The organism is Telluria sp. LT2P34 (assembly GCF_059685915.1).
On the sequence record NZ_JCASIN010000014.1, the window covers coordinates 1 to 15279 of the forward strand.

Annotated in this window: 17 protein-coding genes and 1 pseudogene; 4 read left to right on the forward strand and 14 right to left on the reverse strand. The window is 64.5% G+C overall.

Features of this window, described 5'->3' with window-relative positions; all coding sequences use genetic code 11:
• Window positions 1-144: 144 nt before the first annotated feature.
• Complete coding sequence (pyrE, locus tag AC56KZ_RS20505; RefSeq protein ID WP_497164023.1) at window positions 145-807, reverse strand: orotate phosphoribosyltransferase; 663 nt, start codon at window positions 805-807, stop codon at window positions 145-147.
• 67 nt (window positions 808-874) lie between these two features.
• Between pyrE and AC56KZ_RS20510 the strand changes: the two genes are divergently transcribed.
• On the forward strand, window positions 875-1645 hold the full coding sequence (locus tag AC56KZ_RS20510) for an exodeoxyribonuclease III (RefSeq protein WP_497164024.1): 771 nt from the start codon (window positions 875-877) through the stop codon (window positions 1643-1645).
• 4 nt (window positions 1646-1649) lie between these two features.
• On the opposite strand, the gene AC56KZ_RS20515 is transcribed toward AC56KZ_RS20510, so the two are convergent.
• The 8 genes from AC56KZ_RS20515 to gshB all read right to left on the reverse strand — a co-directional run bounded on the left by AC56KZ_RS20515 (window position 1650) and on the right by gshB (window position 8835).
• The gene (locus AC56KZ_RS20515) at window positions 1650-2573 is read right to left on the reverse strand and encodes a pseudouridine synthase (protein WP_497164025.1); all 924 of its coding nucleotides are present in this window, start codon (window positions 2571-2573) and stop codon (window positions 1650-1652) included.
• 10 nt (window positions 2574-2583) lie between these two features.
• The gene (locus tag AC56KZ_RS20520; RefSeq protein ID WP_497164026.1) at window positions 2584-3468 is read right to left on the reverse strand and encodes a M48 family metallopeptidase; all 885 of its coding nucleotides are present in this window, start codon (window positions 3466-3468) and stop codon (window positions 2584-2586) included.
• 79 nt (window positions 3469-3547) lie between these two features.
• A complete protein-coding gene (gene metW / locus AC56KZ_RS20525; RefSeq protein WP_497164027.1) occupies window positions 3548-4168 on the reverse strand; it encodes a methionine biosynthesis protein MetW in 621 nt (206 codons plus the stop codon).
• Window positions 4165-5334 carry a homoserine O-succinyltransferase MetX gene (gene metX / locus AC56KZ_RS20530; protein WP_497164028.1) on the reverse strand — a complete coding sequence of 390 codons (1170 nt, stop codon included), beginning with the start codon at window positions 5332-5334 and terminating at the stop codon, window positions 4165-4167. Before metX ends, metW begins: the two co-directional genes overlap by 4 nt.
• Before the next feature lie 27 nt (window positions 5335-5361).
• Entirely contained in the window at window positions 5362-7131 is a 1770-nt protein-coding gene (gene ptsP / locus AC56KZ_RS20535; RefSeq protein ID WP_497164047.1) for a phosphoenolpyruvate--protein phosphotransferase, read from the reverse strand.
• 35 nt (window positions 7132-7166) lie between these two features.
• Window positions 7167-7436 carry an HPr family phosphocarrier protein gene (locus tag AC56KZ_RS20540; RefSeq protein WP_497164029.1) on the reverse strand — a complete coding sequence of 90 codons (270 nt, stop codon included), beginning with the start codon at window positions 7434-7436 and terminating at the stop codon, window positions 7167-7169.
• A gap of 17 nt (window positions 7437-7453) precedes the next feature.
• Window positions 7454-7852: a PTS sugar transporter subunit IIA gene (locus AC56KZ_RS20545; protein WP_497164030.1), complete on the reverse strand. Its 399-nt coding sequence runs from the start codon at window positions 7850-7852 to the stop codon at window positions 7454-7456.
• Window positions 7853-7890: 38 nt separating this feature from the next.
• Window positions 7891-8835, reverse strand: coding sequence for a glutathione synthase (gene gshB, locus AC56KZ_RS20550; protein ID WP_497164031.1), 945 nt, complete (start codon window positions 8833-8835; stop codon window positions 7891-7893).
• Between the two features lie 191 nt (window positions 8836-9026).
• On the opposite strand from gshB, the gene AC56KZ_RS20555 reads away from it, so the two are divergent.
• The gene (locus AC56KZ_RS20555) at window positions 9027-9740 is read left to right on the forward strand and encodes a class I SAM-dependent methyltransferase (protein WP_497164032.1); all 714 of its coding nucleotides are present in this window, start codon (window positions 9027-9029) and stop codon (window positions 9738-9740) included.
• 50 nt (window positions 9741-9790) lie between these two features.
• On the opposite strand, the gene AC56KZ_RS20560 is transcribed toward AC56KZ_RS20555, so the two are convergent.
• The 5 genes from AC56KZ_RS20560 to AC56KZ_RS20580 all read right to left on the reverse strand — a co-directional run bounded on the left by AC56KZ_RS20560 (window position 9791) and on the right by AC56KZ_RS20580 (window position 14673).
• Window positions 9791-10720 (reverse strand): alpha/beta hydrolase, encoded by a 930-nt coding sequence (locus tag AC56KZ_RS20560; RefSeq protein ID WP_497164033.1) that lies wholly within the window; start codon window positions 10718-10720, stop codon window positions 9791-9793.
• Window positions 10720-12021, reverse strand: coding sequence for a glutamate--cysteine ligase (gene gshA / locus AC56KZ_RS20565; protein ID WP_497164034.1), 1302 nt, complete (start codon window positions 12019-12021; stop codon window positions 10720-10722). The genes AC56KZ_RS20560 and gshA overlap by 1 nt, the downstream gene beginning before the upstream one ends.
• A gap of 142 nt (window positions 12022-12163) precedes the next feature.
• Window positions 12164-13534 carry an ammonium transporter gene (gene amt, locus AC56KZ_RS20570; RefSeq protein WP_497164048.1) on the reverse strand — a complete coding sequence of 457 codons (1371 nt, stop codon included), beginning with the start codon at window positions 13532-13534 and terminating at the stop codon, window positions 12164-12166.
• Window positions 13535-13577: 43 nt separating this feature from the next.
• Window positions 13578-13916: a P-II family nitrogen regulator gene (locus AC56KZ_RS20575; protein ID WP_497164035.1), complete on the reverse strand. Its 339-nt coding sequence runs from the start codon at window positions 13914-13916 to the stop codon at window positions 13578-13580.
• A gap of 13 nt (window positions 13917-13929) precedes the next feature.
• Entirely contained in the window at window positions 13930-14673 is a 744-nt protein-coding gene (locus AC56KZ_RS20580; RefSeq protein ID WP_497164036.1) for a TorF family putative porin, read from the reverse strand.
• Window positions 14674-14690: 17 nt separating this feature from the next.
• Here AC56KZ_RS20580 and AC56KZ_RS20585 point away from each other — a divergent pair, with 17 nt between their 5' ends.
• Window positions 14691-14951 carry a hypothetical protein gene (locus AC56KZ_RS20585; RefSeq protein WP_497164037.1) on the forward strand — a complete coding sequence of 87 codons (261 nt, stop codon included), beginning with the start codon at window positions 14691-14693 and terminating at the stop codon, window positions 14949-14951.
• A pseudogene (locus tag AC56KZ_RS20590) lies at window positions 14932-15156 on the forward strand (accessory factor UbiK family protein); the annotation flags it as partial. The gene AC56KZ_RS20585 and the pseudogene AC56KZ_RS20590, both read left to right, overlap by 20 nt.
• Window positions 15157-15279 lie beyond the last annotated feature (123 nt).

The following is a 15279-nucleotide window of genomic DNA, read 5'->3' on the forward strand; positions in this document are numbered from 1 at the left end:
GAAATCCCAATGGGCCGGCCAGGTACTGCTCAACAACGGCTAGCTTGAACTGCTCCGAGTACTTCGACATGAAAAAACCCCAATAAGTTGGTGTCCAACTTATTGGGGTCAGTTCAATTGCTTCGGTTTTTTTATGCCCGTGCCTTATACCCCGTAACGCGCGCGATACGCGGCCACCGCATCCTTGTGCTGTCCCAGCTCGGCCCCCGCTTGCTCCCCTGACAGGTAAGCGAACAGGTCCTCCAGGTTGGCGATCGAAATCACCGGGATGCCGAATTCCTCGGCCACCGCCTGCACCGCCGATCCCTCCGACAGAGCGCCCTCCTTGCCCGAGCGCTCCATGCGGTCGAGTGCGATCAACACGGCCGCCGGTTCGGCGCCGGCAGCGCGGATCATGGCCACCGATTCGCGTACCGAGGTGCCGGCCGAGATGACGTCGTCGACGATGACGACTTTGCCCTTCAAGCCCGCGCCGACGATGGTGCCGCCCTCGCCGTGGTCCTTGGCTTCCTTGCGGTTGTAGGCGTAGGAGGTATTGCGGCCCTTGCCGGCCAGCGCGACGGCGGTGGCGCTGGCCAGGGTGATGCCTTTATAGGCGGGGCCGAACAGCATGTCGAAGTCGACGCCGGAGTCGAGCAGGGTCTGGGCATAGAACTGGGCCAGCTGGCCGAGCGTGGCGCCGTCGTGGAACAGGCCGGCGTTGAAGAAATACGGCGACTGGCGGCCCGCCTTGGTGGTGAACTCGCCGAACTTGAGCACTCCCGTCGAGACCGAAAAAGCGATAAACTGTTGGCGCAAATTGTTCACGATGACCCCAAAATAAAAAAGTGGCTGTATTTTAATCCCTCCGGCTCCACCCTCTTCTTACACCCCCATGCCACGAATTATTTCCGCCAACCTGAACGGCGTCCGTTCCGCCCACAAAAAAGGCTTTTTCAACTGGCTTGCCAGCGCCGATGCCGACTTCATCTGCGTCCAGGAACTGAAAGCCCAGGAAGCCGACATGACCGAGGAGCTGCTGCGTCCGCACGGTTACCACGGCCATTTTCACTATGCCGAAAAGAAGGGGTATTCGGGCACCGGCGTGTATAGCCGCTGCGCGCCCGACACGCAGCGCATCGGCTTCGGCTGCCCCGAGTTCGACGCCGAAGGCCGCTACACCCGCTGCGATTTCGGCAACCTGACGGTGATTTCGCTGTACGCCCCATCCGGATCGTCCTCGCCCGAGCGCCAGCTGGCCAAGTTCCGTTTCATGGAAGCCTTCCTGCCGCACCTCGAGCAGCTGAAGGCCGAGGGCCGCGAAGTGGTCATCTGCGGCGACTGGAATATCGCGCACAAGGAACTCGACCTGAAAAACTGGAAGAGCAACCAGAAGAATTCGGGCTTCCTGCCCGAAGAGCGCGCGTGGATGACGCGCATTTTCGACGAGCTGGGACTGGTGGACGTGCACCGCGTGGTGGCGCCGGAAGCCCCCGACTACACCTGGTGGAGCAACCGCGGCCAGTCATGGGCGAAGAACGTCGGCTGGCGCATCGATTATCACGTGGCCACGCCTGGCATCGCGGCCAAGGCGCATGCGGTGTCGGTCTACAAGGACGAGCGGTTTTCGGACCACGCGCCACTGATCATCGATTACCACCTGTAGGCATTTACACAGGCCATTCCAGCATGCGTTCGCTGGTAAACGTGCGCGCCTCGCCCGTCAACGGATCGTCGAAACTGATCGAGCGCGCCAGCAGTTGCAGGGGCGCCGAGAAATCGTCGCCCTTGCAGGGCAGCGCCACCGGGTAGAAAGCGTCGTTCAGGATCGGCGCGCCGAGCGAGGCCAGGTGCAGGCGCAGCTGGTGCTTGCGGCCGGTATGCGGGTGCAGGCGGTAGCGCACGATGTCGCCGCGGCGCTCGAGTTCTTCGATGCGCGTCTCCGAATTCGGCTCGCCCTCAACTTCGCGCATCACGAAGAACTTGTCGCCGTCGACCATCCGGCTGCGATAGGTGAACGGCAGGCTGCGCCCTGGAATCGGGCCGGCCAGCGCCTCATAGGTCTTGCGTACCACGCGCTTCTGGAACATCGACTGGTAGCGGCCGCGCGTCTCCAGCTTGTGCGAAAAGATCACCACGCCCGCCGTTTCGCGGTCGAGGCGGTGGATCGGCGTCAGGTGCGGCAATGCGAACTGCGCTTTCAGGCGCACCAGCAGCGTCTCGTGCAGGAAGCGCCCGGTCGGGATCATCGGCAGGAAATGCGGCTTGTCGACCACCAGCAGGTGTTCGTCCTGGAACAGGACCTGCTCCTTGAACGGGATCGGGGTCTCTCCCTCGTCGAGCTCGCGGTAATACCAGATGCGCATGCCCTTGCGGACATGGCTGCCGGCCTGCAGCGGCTGGCCAAGCGCATCGACCACTTCGCCCCGCTCCAGGCGCCCGGCCCAGGATGCCGGTGCGACGTCGGGGAAGCGTTCGGCCAGAAAGCGCAGCATGCCGCCGGGCAGGGTCTCCGTCACCCACAGGTAGCTGGGCGCAACCCCGCGCCGCACCGGCAGCGGCACGTGGGCATTGGCTTCGGCCTGGCGGCCCATGCGGCCTCGCTTACTTCAGCGCGACGTTGGTGCGATAGGCCGGCAGGCGGTTGACCGTGGTGCCCTTGCTGCGCGCGTACAGCGGCAGCAGCACGTTCATGTGCTTTTCCATGTCCCGGATGCGGGTCTCTCCGCCCGGATGGGTCGACATGAATTCGGGTGGCGCACTCTTGTTCAGCATCCCCATCTTGCGCCACAGCGCGATGCCCGCACGCGGGTCGTAGCCCGCGCGGGCGGCGATATCGAGGCCCACCAGGTCCGACTCGCGTTCTTCGTCGCGTGAAAACTTCAGGACGACGCCCTGGCCGATCATGCCGGTGACGGTGTTGGTGATGCTCGGGTCGATGCCGAAGACGGCCGAGGCGAGGCCGCCAACGATGCGTGATCCGGCCGACACGACGCCGGTCTTGGCCATGCGCTCGCGGCCATGCTCGCGCAATGCGTGGGCGATTTCGTGGCCCATGATGGCGGCCATTTCGTCGTCGGTGAGCTTCAACTGATTGATGATCCCGGTGAAAAAGCCGATCCGGCCGCCTGGCATGCAAAAGGCGTTCACCTGTGGATTGTCGATCAGGTTGACCTGCCAGTTCCAGTTCCTGGCGGACGCGTTCCAGCGCGGCGTGTGCGGAATCAGGCGCTGGGCGACGCCGCGCAGACGCTTGAGCTGGGGGTCGGAAGCCGCTACCAGTACGCCCTTCTGCTGCGCCTGCGACATCATCTGTTGATACTGCTGGGCCGCGGCCTCGTTGAGCTGCGCTTCCGGGACGAGCACGCGCGTGCGCGACAGCGGCTCAACGGCGATGCCGTCCTGGACGACCTGCCCTTTCTGGGCCTGGGCCGTGCCAAAGGTCGAGAGCAGCGCGATACAGAAGGCGAGATGTTTGAGTTTTTTCATGTTGGATACCAAAGTGCTGTTTTATCAACAGCATGGTCGCAGAAAAGGGCGCTTGGGGTACGCACGATAAGGGGCGTCATCAACCCGAGCTGCGCTTCGCTTTTTTACGCAGCCTGAACACCGCCAGGCTCCCGCGCAGATTCGGCAGGAAGCTCACCGGCTTGCCGTCCGCCAGCGCCACGCAGTCCAGCACTTCCAGCCCGCACTCCTCGGCCAGTTCCTTGAAGTCGACGATGGTTGCATAGCGCACGTTCGGGGTGTCGTACCACTGGTAGGGCAGTGTGCGCGAGACCGGCATGCGGCCCTTGAGCAGCGCGACCCGGTGCGGCCAGTAGGCGAAATTCGGGAACGAGACGATCGCCTCGCTGCCGACGCGCACGATGTCGCGCAATCGGGCTTCCACGTGCAGCATCATCTGCAGCGACGACAGGCACAGCACCGTGTCGAAGGAATTGTCGCCGAACAGGCCGAGGCCCTGCTCCATGTCGTGCTGGATGACGCTGATGCCGCGCCGCGTGCTTTCCAGTACCTTGTCGTCGGCGATCTCGATGCCGTAGCCGGTGCAGGCCTTGCCCTTTTCCAGGTAGCGCAGCATGGCGCCGTCGCCGCAGCCCACGTCCAGCACGTGCGAGCGCTCGCCGACCCAGTGGGCGATGAAAGCCAGGTCGGGCCGCAGCGTGCTCAGGTCTTCGAAATTCATGCCCCCTCCCCTGCCGCGGCTTCTTCCCAGATGCGGTCGTAATAGGCCCGCACCACGCCCATGTAGCGCGCGTCTTCGAGCAGGAAGGCATCGTGCCCGTGCGGCGCGTCGATCTCGGCGTAGGTGACGCGGCGCCGGTTCGAAATCAGCGCTTCGACGATCTCGCGGCTGCGCTCCGGCGAAAAGCGCCAGTCGGTGGTGAAGGAAGCGATCAGGAACTGGGCCCGGGTGGCGGCCAGCGCACGGGTCAGGTCGCCGCCGTGCTCGCGCGCCGGGTCGAAATAGTCGAGCGCCTTGGTGATCAGCAGGTAGGTGTTGGCATCGAAGTACTCCGAGAACTTGTCGCCCTGGTAGCGCAGGTAGGATTCGATCTCGAAGTCGACGCCGAAGTCGAATTTGTACTCGGAACGGCCGGCGCCCCGGGACTCGGCCGCGTTGCGCAGCTTGCGTCCGAATTTCTCGGCCATGTCGTCGTTCGACAGGTAAGTAATGTGGCCGACCATGCGCGCCACTTTCAGGCCGTTCTTCGGCACCACCTTGTGCTCGTAGAAATCGCCGCCGTGGTAGTCGGGGTCGGTCAGGATGGCCTGGCGCGCGACGTCGTTGAAGGCGATGTTCTGGGCCGACAGTTTTGGTGTGGAGGCGATCACGATGCAGTGGCGCAGCCGCTCTGGAAACATGATGCTCCAGGAAAGCGCCTGCATGCCGCCGAGCGAGCCGCCCATCACGGCGGCGAATTGTTCGATGCCGAGACGGTCGGCCAGGCGCGCCTGCGCCGCCACCCAGTCTTCCACCGTCAGCAGCGGGAAGGCGGCGCCATAGGGTTTGCCGGTGGCGGGATTGACATGCATCGGGCCGGTCGAACCGAAGCAGGAACCGAGGTTGTTGACGCCGATGACAAAGAAGCGGTCGGTGTCGAGCGGCTTGCCCGGCCCGACCATGTTGTCCCACCAGCCGGCGCTTTTCGGCTCGTCCGCATAGGTGCCCGCCACATGGTGTGAGGCGTTCAGGGCGTGGCAGACCAGCACCGCGTTCGAGCGCGCGGCGTTCAGGGTGCCGTAGGTTTCGTACATGAGCGTGTAGTCGCCGATGTGCGCGCCGCTTTGCAGGCGCAGCGGCTCGGCGAACTGCATCGTGGAGGGTGAGACGGTTCCGATGGATCCCATGAGGCTTTATTTTTGCTTTTACACGTACTAGTTGAGCTGCAGCTGTTCGACCGCTTCGGCGATGTCGTCCGGCTCCATCGAGCGCATGACGCGCCGCATTCGGGGGGCGATCTGGGTCAGGTCGGCATTCAGGATTTCCTGCTTCACCGACAGCAGCTGCGCCGGATGCATCGAAAACTCGCGCAGGCCCATGCCCAGCAGCAGGCGCGTGAGGCGGGTGTCGCCCGCCATTTCACCGCAGACGGCGACATCGATGCCGGCCTTTTGCCCGGCGGCGATCGTCATGCCGATCAGCTGCAGGATGGCCGGGTGCAGCGGGTCGTACAGGTGCGCCACTTCATAGTCGACGCGGTCGATCGCCAGCGTGTATTGAATCAGGTCGTTGGTGCCGATCGACAGGAAGTTCATGCGGCGCACGAACATCGGCAGCGACAGCGCCGCGGCCGGGATCTCGATCATGGCGCCCACTTCCACTGCCGGATCGTACTTGATGTTCTGTTCGCGCAGCTGCGCCTTGGCCTGCTCGAGCATGCTCAAGGTCTGGTCGATCTCGAAGGCATGCGCCAGCATCGGGATCAGGATGCGCACCTTGCCGTAGCTGGAGGCGCGCAGGATCGCGCGCAGCTGGGTCAGGAACAGCTGCGGCTCGGCCAGGCAGTAGCGGATCGCGCGCAGGCCGAGCGCGGGGTTCAGGGCCGTGTGTTCGGTCGGGTCGAGCGGCTTGTCGGCGCCCACATCCAGGGTGCGGATCGTCACCGGGCGGCCCTTCATCGCCACCACGGCGCGCCGGTACTGCTCGAACTGCTCGTCCTCGTCGGGGATGCGCAGGCCCTGGGCGCCGCGTCCCATGAACAAGAACTCCGAGCGGAACAGGCCGACGCCGGTGGCGCCGGCGTCCAGCGCATGCGGGCAGTCGTCGGGCAGCTCGATGTTGGCCATCAGCCGGATCGCGGTGCCGTCTTTGGTGACGGCCGGCGTTTTTTTCAGTTTCTGCAGGCGCTTCCTGGCCTTGACCAGGGCCAGCTGGCGCGCGCGGTACTGATCCAGCACCAGCGGGCTGGGATTGCAGATCACCACGCCGGCGTCGCCGTCGACGATCAGCCAGTCGTCCTGCTCGATCAGGCGCGAGGCCTGGCTCATGCCGACCGCGGCCGGGATGTCGAGCGAGCGCGCCACGATCGCCGTGTGCGAATTCTGGCCGCCGACGTCGGTGACGAAACCGGTGAAGGAACGCGATTCGCCGCCGCGGTCGCGGAAGGCCAGCATGTCGGCCGGCGAGATGTCGTGCGCGACCACGATCATCTGCGGCTGGTAGCCTTCGTCGCCGGCCAGCACCGGCGGCACCGACAGGGCGGTGCCCATCAGGACTTTCAGCACGCGCTCGGCCACCTGCTGGATGTCGTGCTTGCGCTCGCGCAGGTAGGGGTCTTCGATTTCGTCGAACTGGCTCGACAGCTCATCGATCTGGGTCACCAGCGCCCACTCGGCGTTGTAGTGGCGGCTACGGATGATGTCGAGCGGCGCCTCGGAGATCATCGGGTCCGACAGGATCAGGGCGTGCACGTCGATGAAGGCGCCCAGTTCGGTCGGCGCGTCCTTCGGCAGGTCGGTCCACAGCTCCTGCAGGTTGCGGTGCACTTCGGCGATCGCGTCCTGCAGGCGCCTGACTTCGGCTTCGAGCTGCTCCACCGGCACCAGGTAGTGCTTGACGTCCAGCGCCGCAGGCGTGAGCAGGTGCGCCCGGCCGATCGCGATCCCGCGCGACACCGGGATGCCATGGAGCGTGAACGAAGCCATCGACGGTCCCGAACGGTAGCGGCCGGATTCCGGCATTACTCGCCTTCGCCGAACTTATCGTTGACGAGGCCGGTGAGCGCGTCGATGGCATCGCCCTCGTCCGGACCGTCCGCTTCCAGCGTGACTTTTGCCCCTTTGCCGGCAGCGAGCATCATCACGCCCATGATCGACTTGGCGTTGATGCGACGGCCATTGCGGGTGAGCCAGACGTCGCTCTTGTACCTGGCGGCCATCTGGGTGAGTTTGGCCGACGCCCTGGCGTGCAGGCCCAGCTTGTTGATGATCTCAAGTTCTTGTTGAATCATGTTCTCGTTTTCTTTTCTTAGACCCGAATCCGGTTGTCGACCCGCACGGCGCCGTTCTGAGCGCCGGCCAGCGCCATTTCCACCACCACGTCGAGGGTATCGCGGCGATAGGTAATCGCACGCAGCAGCATCGGCAGGCTGATCCCGGCAATCACCTCCACCCGGCCGGCCAGGGCCAGCGAATTGCAGCAATTGGCCGGCGTGCCGCCCTTGATGTCGGTGATGACGAGCACGCCATCGCCTTCGTCCAGGCGCAGGATCGCGTCGCGCGCGCGCAGGTTGACGGCCTGCGTGTCCTCGTCGGCGGCGACGTCGATCGCCTCGAAGAGTTCGGTCGGCCCGCGAAACACGTGCGCGACCGCCGCAATGAATGCCTGACCCAGTGGTGCGTGGGTGAGGAGCAGGATACCTACCATGTGCTGTCTTTCGGGTTACTTGTTCGTTGACTTCTGACTCAGCTTTTTGTCGCTTGCTCGACCGCATCGATGAACATCGCGGCCACGTCGAAACCGGTCTGGTCGGTGATTTCCTGGAAACAGGTCGGGCTGGTGACGTTGACTTCCGTGAGGAAATCGCCAATCACATCCAATCCTACCAGCAACAGGCCACGCTCGGCCAGCAATGGGCCAAGGGCCTCGGCGATCTCGCGGTCGCGCGCGGTGATCGGCTGGGCCACGCCGAGGCCGCCGGCGGCCAGGTTGCCGCGGACTTCGGTGCCTTGCGGGATGCGCGCCAGCGTGAACGGCACCGGTTTTCCGCCGATGACGAGGATGCGCTTGTCGCCCTTGACGATCTCGGGGATGTACTTCTGCACCATGATCGTGCGCTTGCCGTAGTCGCTCAGCGTTTCGATGATCGCGCCCAGGTTCAGCGCATCCTGCCGGACCCGGAAGATGCCGGTGCCGCCCATGCCGTCGAGCGGCTTGAAAATCACGTCGCCATGTTCGGCGTGGAAGGCGCGCAAGCGTCCTTCCGACGAGGTGACCAGGGTCGGCGAGGTAAACTGGCTGAACTGGCCGATCGCCAGCTTTTCATTGTGGTCGCGAATCGCCGAGGGGCGGTTGAATACCTGCGCGCCCTGGCGCTCGGCCAATTCCAGCAGATAGGTGCCGTACACGTATTCCATGTCGAAGGGCGGGTCCTTGCGCTCGATGATGGCGTCGAACTCGCCCAGGGGCGTGTCGATCGCGGCATCCGCGCGGTACCACGGGTCCTGCTCGCCCGTCAGGTGGATGCGCGCCACCTCGGCGCTGACGACACCATTTTCCAGGGCCATGTGGCGCTGCTCGAAGGCATAGATGGCATGGCCGCGCCGCGCCGCCTCGCGCATCATGGCAAAAGTCGAGTCCTTGTAGATCTTGAAACCGGCGAGCGGATCGGCGAGGAAGGCGATTTTCATGGTGGGTCCAGTGGATGAATGCCCTCGATTTTAGCCGGAATCCCGAACCGGCGCGGCTGGGGCCCTCAAGCCCATGCTGGGCTGGATTAATTCCACGGAGCATAAGATGCTCGGAAGCAAATTGGCCTGGATCGAACCGAGGCATGAGGGTGCGCAAATGTGCGCGTTGCCAGGCGCGCGACCATGGTGGCATGGACGCTCAACTCGATGAACAGGCGGAACAGGACCGCATCGCCCGTGTGTACCGCGGCTGGCACGGCGGCGCGGCGCTGGCGCGATATGCCTGGCACCGGCCCGACATCGTGGTGCAGGACGCGATGTACACCCGCGTCCTGTCGCGCATGCTTGCCGCCACCGTCGGGACCGACCTCGGCCGCTTATCCGTGATCGATGTCGGTTGCGGCACCGGCGGCTTCCTGCGCCAGCTCATCGACTGGGGCGCCATGCCCGCCCAGCTCACCGGCACCGAACTCCAGCAAGACCGTCTCGACCTGGCCGCCCCGCGCACCGCGTCCGGCGTACGCTGGCACTGCGGCGCGCTGTCCGCCCTGCCGGCCGCCAGCGCCGACCTGGTCAGCGCGCAGACTGTGCTGTCCTCGGTCCTCGACCCCGATATCCGCCAACGCCTGGCGGCCGACATGTGGCGCGTGCTGAAACCCGGCGGTTGGTGCCTGGTGTTCGACTTCCGCTACAACAACCCGCGCAACCCGCATGTGCGCAAGCTCACGCACGCCGAACTCGACAGTTTCTGGCCCGGCCAGCGCCAGCAATACCAGACCCTGCTGCTGGCCCCGCCTATCGGCCGCGCCCTGGCCGCACTGCCGGCGCTGGTGAGCGAGCTGCTTGCGGCCCTGGCGCCGCCGCTGCGCTCGCATTTCATCTACATGGTGCAGAAGGAGCGCTGAGCCCGATCGCATGCGTACGATGGCCTGGAGTCGGGACTCCACCCTGCGCACTAGTGCAGCGCCGTGTGCTGATATTGGTGCCGGTGCTGGAAACTGCGCGCCAGGAAGCGCCCGATGCGCTCTTCGTATTCGCGCGGCGCGAAGCCGTGCAGGTCGACATGGGCGGCACCCTGCACTTCCCACAACACCTTCGGTTCCGGTGCGGCAGCAAAAATGCGCCGGGTTTCCACGATCGTCGTATGGCTGTCCTGGTCGCCTGAGGCCACCAGCACCGGGATGCGCAGGCGCGCCATCGCGTCGATCGGGCGCAGCTGGGCGGGCTGGATGTTCAGGCGCAGCGGCAACTGCCACAGCAGCAGCTTCGACAGCGGCGTGGCCAGGATTCCGGCGCGCATACGGAGGCGGTCCTCGACGGCTTCCTCGATGCTCGGATACATCGATTCGAGCACGAGCGCATCGACTTGCGCGCAGCTCGCGCACAGCATGAACGATGCCGCGCCGAGCGACACGCCGATCACGCCCAGCGGCTCTCCAGGCGCCTGCCCGCGCAGCCAGGCCAGCGCCGCCCGTACGCCGTCGGCTTCCCTCAGGCCAAAGGTGACCGTCGGCGCATTGCTTGCACCCTGGCCAGGGAGGTCGATCAGCAAGACGGCGTAACCGGACGCCGCCAGAAAGCGGGCGCGGCCCAGCATCTGGCGGCGGTCGGCGCGGATGCCGTGCAGGAGCAGGATGGCGCCCTTGCCGGCGCCGGGCACGAACCAGCCGTGCACGGTGCGCTTGACGCCACGATCATCGGGAAGGGGAAGGGAAACGCTCTGTACGCGCACATCGCCAGGCACGGGAACCACACGCGGCGTGCTCGACACCAGCCAGGTCCCTGCTGCCCACGACATGCCGGCGCCCAGCAGCACCAGCACCAGCGCAACAATCGACAGGCGGCCGCGGTGGCGCCTGACACCACCGGCCCCATGCACGGCCATCAATACACTTCGGGATTCGGATCCGTGCGTTCCAGCTCGAGCGAAGCCGCCAGCAGGCCCAGGCGCGCCACGACGCCATACACGTAGAACCGGTTCGGCGCCGCCGTACCCGGCTTGGCGCGCAGGTCCGGCATCGCGTGCTGCTGGGCAAACGCGAGCGGCACGTACTGCGATCCCGGCGCGTTCAGGTTCTGGTCGATGCCGCGCTCGGCGTGCACGCGATAAAAGCCGCCGACCACGTAGCGGTCGATCATGTACACGACCGGCTCGGCCACCGCGTCGTCGATGTTCTCGAAAGTCGGCACGCCTTCCTGCACGATGAGGTCGGTCACCGCAAGGCCATCCTTGACGACCGACATCTTTTCGCGCTGCCTGAGGCTCAGGTCGCGCACTTCGCTGGCGTCCTTGATGGTCATGATGCCCATGCCGTAGGTGCCGGCGTCGGGCTTTACGATCACGAAGGGTTTTTGTTCCTTCATGCCGTATTCCTTGTACTTCTTCTTGATCTTCGAGAGCAGCGCCGACACCGCGTCGGCCAGCGCCTCGGTGCCCTGGTCGTGCGCCAGGTCGACCTCGCTTACCTTGGCGTACAGCGGATTGACCATCCACGGATCGATGTCGATGAGTTTGCCGAACTTCTTGGCCACCTCATCAAAAGCCTTGAAGTGGTTGCTCTTGCGGCGCACCGCCCAGCCGGCGTGCACCGGCGGCAGCAGCGACTGCTCGTGGATGTTTTCCAGGATCGAGGGAATGCCGCTCGACAGGTCGTTGTTCAGCAGGATCGTGCACGGGTCGAAATCGGCCAGGCCGAGGCGCCGTCCGTTCGGCGAGCGCACCAGCGGCTCGACCACCAGCATGTTCCCGTCCGGTAAGGCGAGGGGCGTCGGCTGGGTCACTTCCGGCGACAGCGAACCGAGGCGCACGTGCAGGCCGGTCTGGCGGAAGATCTGCATCAGGCGTGCAACGTTTTGCAGGTAGTGCGGGTTGCGCGTTTGCGTTTCCGGGATCAGGAGCAGGTTGCGCGCGTCCGGGCAGTACTTGTCGATCGCCGCCATTGCCGCCTGCACGGTCAGCGGCAGCATCTCGGTGGCGAGGTTGTTGAAGCCGCCCGGGAACAGGTTGGTGTCGACCGGCGCCAGCTTGTAGCCGGCGTTGCGCAGGTCGACCGAGCAATAGAAGGGCGGCGTGTGCTCCTGCCACTCGAGGCGGAACCAGCGCTCGATGGCCGGCGTGGCGTCGAGAATTTTCTTTTCTAAATCAAGCAGCGGGCCGGTCAGGGCGGTAGCGAGGTGCGGAACCATGGAGTGGACGTCCTTATCAGGCCCTTGAAACGGGCTTCTTGGCAATGAGTGCCCTTATCTTGGGGCAATGACACTATTTTAAAGCCTCGATGCATAAAAAAGGCGCCCCGCAGGGCGCCCTTTCCGTCCCGACCAGCGGATATCACGAATGGTACGCCTTTTCGCCGTGGCTGGTAAGGTCCAGGCCCTCGCGTTCCTGCTCTTCCGGCACGCGCAGGCCGATGGTGATGTCCACCAGCTTGAAGGCGAGGTAGGCGACGATCGCCGACCAGAGGATGGTCACGCCCACCGCCTGGGCCTGCACCCAGACCTGGTGGCCGATCGAATACACGTCGGCCGACGGCTTGTTGGTGACATAGTCCCAGATCCCCTGCCCGCCCAGCTGGGGCGAAGCGAACACGCCCGTCAGCAGCGCACCGACGATGCCGCCGACACCGTGCACGCCGAACACGTCGAGCGAATCGTCGACGCGCAGCATGCGCTTGAGGCCATTCACGCCCCACAGGCAGACGATGCCGCCAACCAGGCCGATGACGAGCGCGCCCATCGGACCGACGAAACCGCAGGCCGGGGTAATGGCGACCAGGCCCGACACGGCGCCCGAGACCGCGCCCAGCATCGACGGCTTGCCCTTGGTCAGCCATTCACCCAGGGTCCAGGCCACCGTCGAGGCGGCGGTAGCGAGCAGCGTGTTGATGAAAGCGAGCGCGGCGATGTCACCCGCTTCCAGTGCCGAGCCGGCATTGAAACCGAACCAGCCGACCCACAGCAGGGAAGCGCCGATCATGGTCATGGTCAGCGAATGCGGCGCCATCGACTCGCGGCCATAGCCGGTGCGCTTGCCGATCACATAGGCGCCGACCAGGGCGGCAACTGCCGCATTGATGTGCACCACGGTGCCGCCGGCGAAATCGAGCGCGCCTTTTTGCCATAGCCAGCCTGCGTCCGCCGTGACCGATGCCAGGGTGGCGGCATCCTTTATCGCATCCGGGCCGGCCCAGAACCAGACCATGTGCGCCACCGGAATATAGGCGAAGGTGAACCACAGCACGACGAACAGCAGCACCGCGGCAAAGCGCGCGCGCTCGGCAAACGCGCCGACGATCAGGCCGCAGGTAATGGCGGCGAATGTGCCCTGGAAAGCCACGAAGATGAATTCCGGGATCATCGTCTCCTTGCTGAAGGTGGCGGCCATGCTGAACACGCCGGCGGCCGGATCGTAGATGCCGTTCAAAAAGGCGCGGTCGAAACCGCCGATGAAGGGGCTGCCGCCAGTAAATGCCAGCGAATAGCCGTACAGGCACCAGAGCACGATGACGACGGAGAAGATCATGAAGATCTGCAGCAGCACCGACAGCATGTTCTTGGCGCGCACCAGGCCGCCGTAGAACAGTGCCAGGCCCGGGATCGACATCATGATCACGAGTAAGGTGGCGACGAACATCCAGGCAGTGTCGCCCTTGTTGATGGCGGGGGCGGCCAGGGCCGGCAGGGACAGGCCCAGCGCCAGCATGGCGCCCAGGATTTTGATGATGGTTCGGTTCATTCTGCTCCCCTTACAATGCGTCGTTGCCGGTTTCGCCGGTACGGATACGGATGACCTGGCCGAGGTCGGAGACGAAGATCTTGCCGTCGCCGATCTTGCCGGTGCGGGCAGCGCCCTGGACGGCGTCGATCACCTGGTCGACGACGGCATCGTCCACCGCCGCTTCGATCTTGATCTTGGGAAGGAAGTCGACCACGTACTCGGCTCCGCGATAGAGCTCGGTATGGCCCTTCTGGCGGCCGAAGCCCTTGACTTCGGTCACCGTCATGCCGTGCACGTTAATGTCCGACAGGGCCTCGCGCACTTCGTCGAGCTTGAAGGGCTTGATGATGGCGGTAATCAGTTTCATCGCATTTCCCCTTTCAGAAAGTTTTCGATACGGACAGCACGGCGGCCGACTTGCCCAGGTTGCGGCCCTGAGGGCTCAGGTAGCTGTCGGTGTCGGCCTTGATCCAGGCCAGGGATACGCTGGCAAAGCCCAGGTCCTTGGTCAGCCCGACCTTGTAGTCGTTGTACGAAAGACCGCCATTGTTTTTCACGCGCTGGCGGCCGACGTGCAGGTTCAGCACCAGGCCTTCCATGACGGGCAGGTTCGCGCCCAGGTCGAGATAGCCGCTTTGCTTGCTGTCGGGCGTGCCGAACAGGTTGGTGGTGGCGTGCGAATACTTCAGGTAGGCCGGGCCGACGCCGATCTGCCCGTACAGTTCGAAGGTGTTCGCGTCGGGGTTCAGGTCGTTCGACGGATACCAGTAATACAGGCCGCCGACGTCGTAGCTGATCATCTCGGAAAGCTGGCCGCGCTTGCCCGCGTAGAGGTCGACTTCCACATTGCCGTCGCCGCCCAGGTCCTTGGTCCACTTAATCGTCGACAACCAGGTCCCGGCATAGAAACCACTGGGGCTGTGGGTGTAGTCGGCGCCGCCCTGCAGCGCCGGGTCGAAGCGGGTCTGGGACAGGCCGCGGTAGCGGTATTCGCTGCTCAGGGCCGCGTTATAGGTAAAAGCGTGCTCCGGCGTTTCCTGCGCGGCTGCCATGCCGCAGCCCATCATGGCCAGTGCGAAAGCCGCCGTCTTGTATGCTCCCTTGCTTGCTGGTTTGCTCTTCATGCTGAAATCCCCTTGAAATGGAACAGATGGACGGATGGTTTACAATCTTGTTTCACCTTCTATTAGCAGAATGCGTGCCAGCGCCCGATGTGGCCAAAATCACGCCGCATGTGCTTGATTTTTCGCCCATCCGCCCCATTTCTGGTTCCAGCAACCATAAATACGTGCGTGCCGGCCCGGTGGCGCGTCACGACGCACCAAACCTGCTCGCGACGCACCGTCTTGGTGCGCAGGCCGGCATTACCAGGATGAACCGCTATGAACAATTTTTTCAATGACTTGCAGGGCAAAATCAACCAGGCGATCGACAGCTCGCCGGCCAAGGACATCGAGCGCAATGTCAAGGCGATGATGACCCAGGGCTTTTCCAAGCTCGACCTGGTGACCCGCGAGGAATTCGACATTCAGGCCCAGGTGCTGGCAAAGACGCGCGCGAAACTCGAAGCGCTCGAGCTGCGCGTGGCCGAACTGGAAGCGAGGCTGACGGGTTCGGCGCCCTTGTCAGGCGCAACGGTCTTCACAGGGTCGTCCGGCTCGACGGCTTTTACGGGATCGACAGCATCGACGGGATCCACCGGCTCGACCGCGTTCACGGGTTCGACCGGT

What these genes read in the sequence shown, in the direction of transcription:
- ptsP (WP_497164047.1), bottom strand. Translation starts at nt 7,131, where the DNA reads ATGGCTTCGTTCACGCTCCATGGCATCCCGGTGTCGCGCGGGATCGCG.
- gshA (WP_497164034.1), bottom strand. Translation starts at nt 12,021, where the DNA reads ATGGTTCCGCACCTCGCTACCGCCCTGACCGGCCCGCTGCTTGATTTA.
- metW (WP_497164027.1), bottom strand. Translation starts at nt 4,168, where the DNA reads ATGAATTTCGAAGACCTGAGCACGCTGCGGCCCGACCTGGCTTTCATC.
- amt (WP_497164048.1), bottom strand. Translation starts at nt 13,534, where the DNA reads ATGCTGGCGCTGGGCCTGTCCCTGCCGGCCCTGGCCGCCCCCGCCATC.
- AC56KZ_RS20510 (WP_497164024.1), top strand. Translation starts at nt 875, where the DNA reads ATGCCACGAATTATTTCCGCCAACCTGAACGGCGTCCGTTCCGCCCAC.
- AC56KZ_RS20585 (WP_497164037.1), top strand. Translation starts at nt 14,691, where the DNA reads ATGGAACAGATGGACGGATGGTTTACAATCTTGTTTCACCTTCTATTA.
- AC56KZ_RS20560 (WP_497164033.1), bottom strand. Translation starts at nt 10,720, where the DNA reads ATGGCCGTGCATGGGGCCGGTGGTGTCAGGCGCCACCGCGGCCGCCTG.
- AC56KZ_RS20575 (WP_497164035.1), bottom strand. Translation starts at nt 13,916, where the DNA reads ATGAAACTGATTACCGCCATCATCAAGCCCTTCAAGCTCGACGAAGTG.
- AC56KZ_RS20515 (WP_497164025.1), bottom strand. Translation starts at nt 2,573, where the DNA reads ATGGGCCGCCAGGCCGAAGCCAATGCCCACGTGCCGCTGCCGGTGCGG.
- AC56KZ_RS20545 (WP_497164030.1), bottom strand. Translation starts at nt 7,852, where the DNA reads ATGGTAGGTATCCTGCTCCTCACCCACGCACCACTGGGTCAGGCATTC.
- metX (WP_497164028.1), bottom strand. Translation starts at nt 5,334, where the DNA reads ATGGGATCCATCGGAACCGTCTCACCCTCCACGATGCAGTTCGCCGAG.
- AC56KZ_RS20555 (WP_497164032.1), top strand. Translation starts at nt 9,027, where the DNA reads ATGGACGCTCAACTCGATGAACAGGCGGAACAGGACCGCATCGCCCGT.
- AC56KZ_RS20520 (WP_497164026.1), bottom strand. Translation starts at nt 3,468, where the DNA reads ATGAAAAAACTCAAACATCTCGCCTTCTGTATCGCGCTGCTCTCGACC.
- AC56KZ_RS20580 (WP_497164036.1), bottom strand. Translation starts at nt 14,673, where the DNA reads ATGAAGAGCAAACCAGCAAGCAAGGGAGCATACAAGACGGCGGCTTTC.
- AC56KZ_RS20540 (WP_497164029.1), bottom strand. Translation starts at nt 7,436, where the DNA reads ATGATTCAACAAGAACTTGAGATCATCAACAAGCTGGGCCTGCACGCC.
- gshB (WP_497164031.1), bottom strand. Translation starts at nt 8,835, where the DNA reads ATGAAAATCGCCTTCCTCGCCGATCCGCTCGCCGGTTTCAAGATCTAC.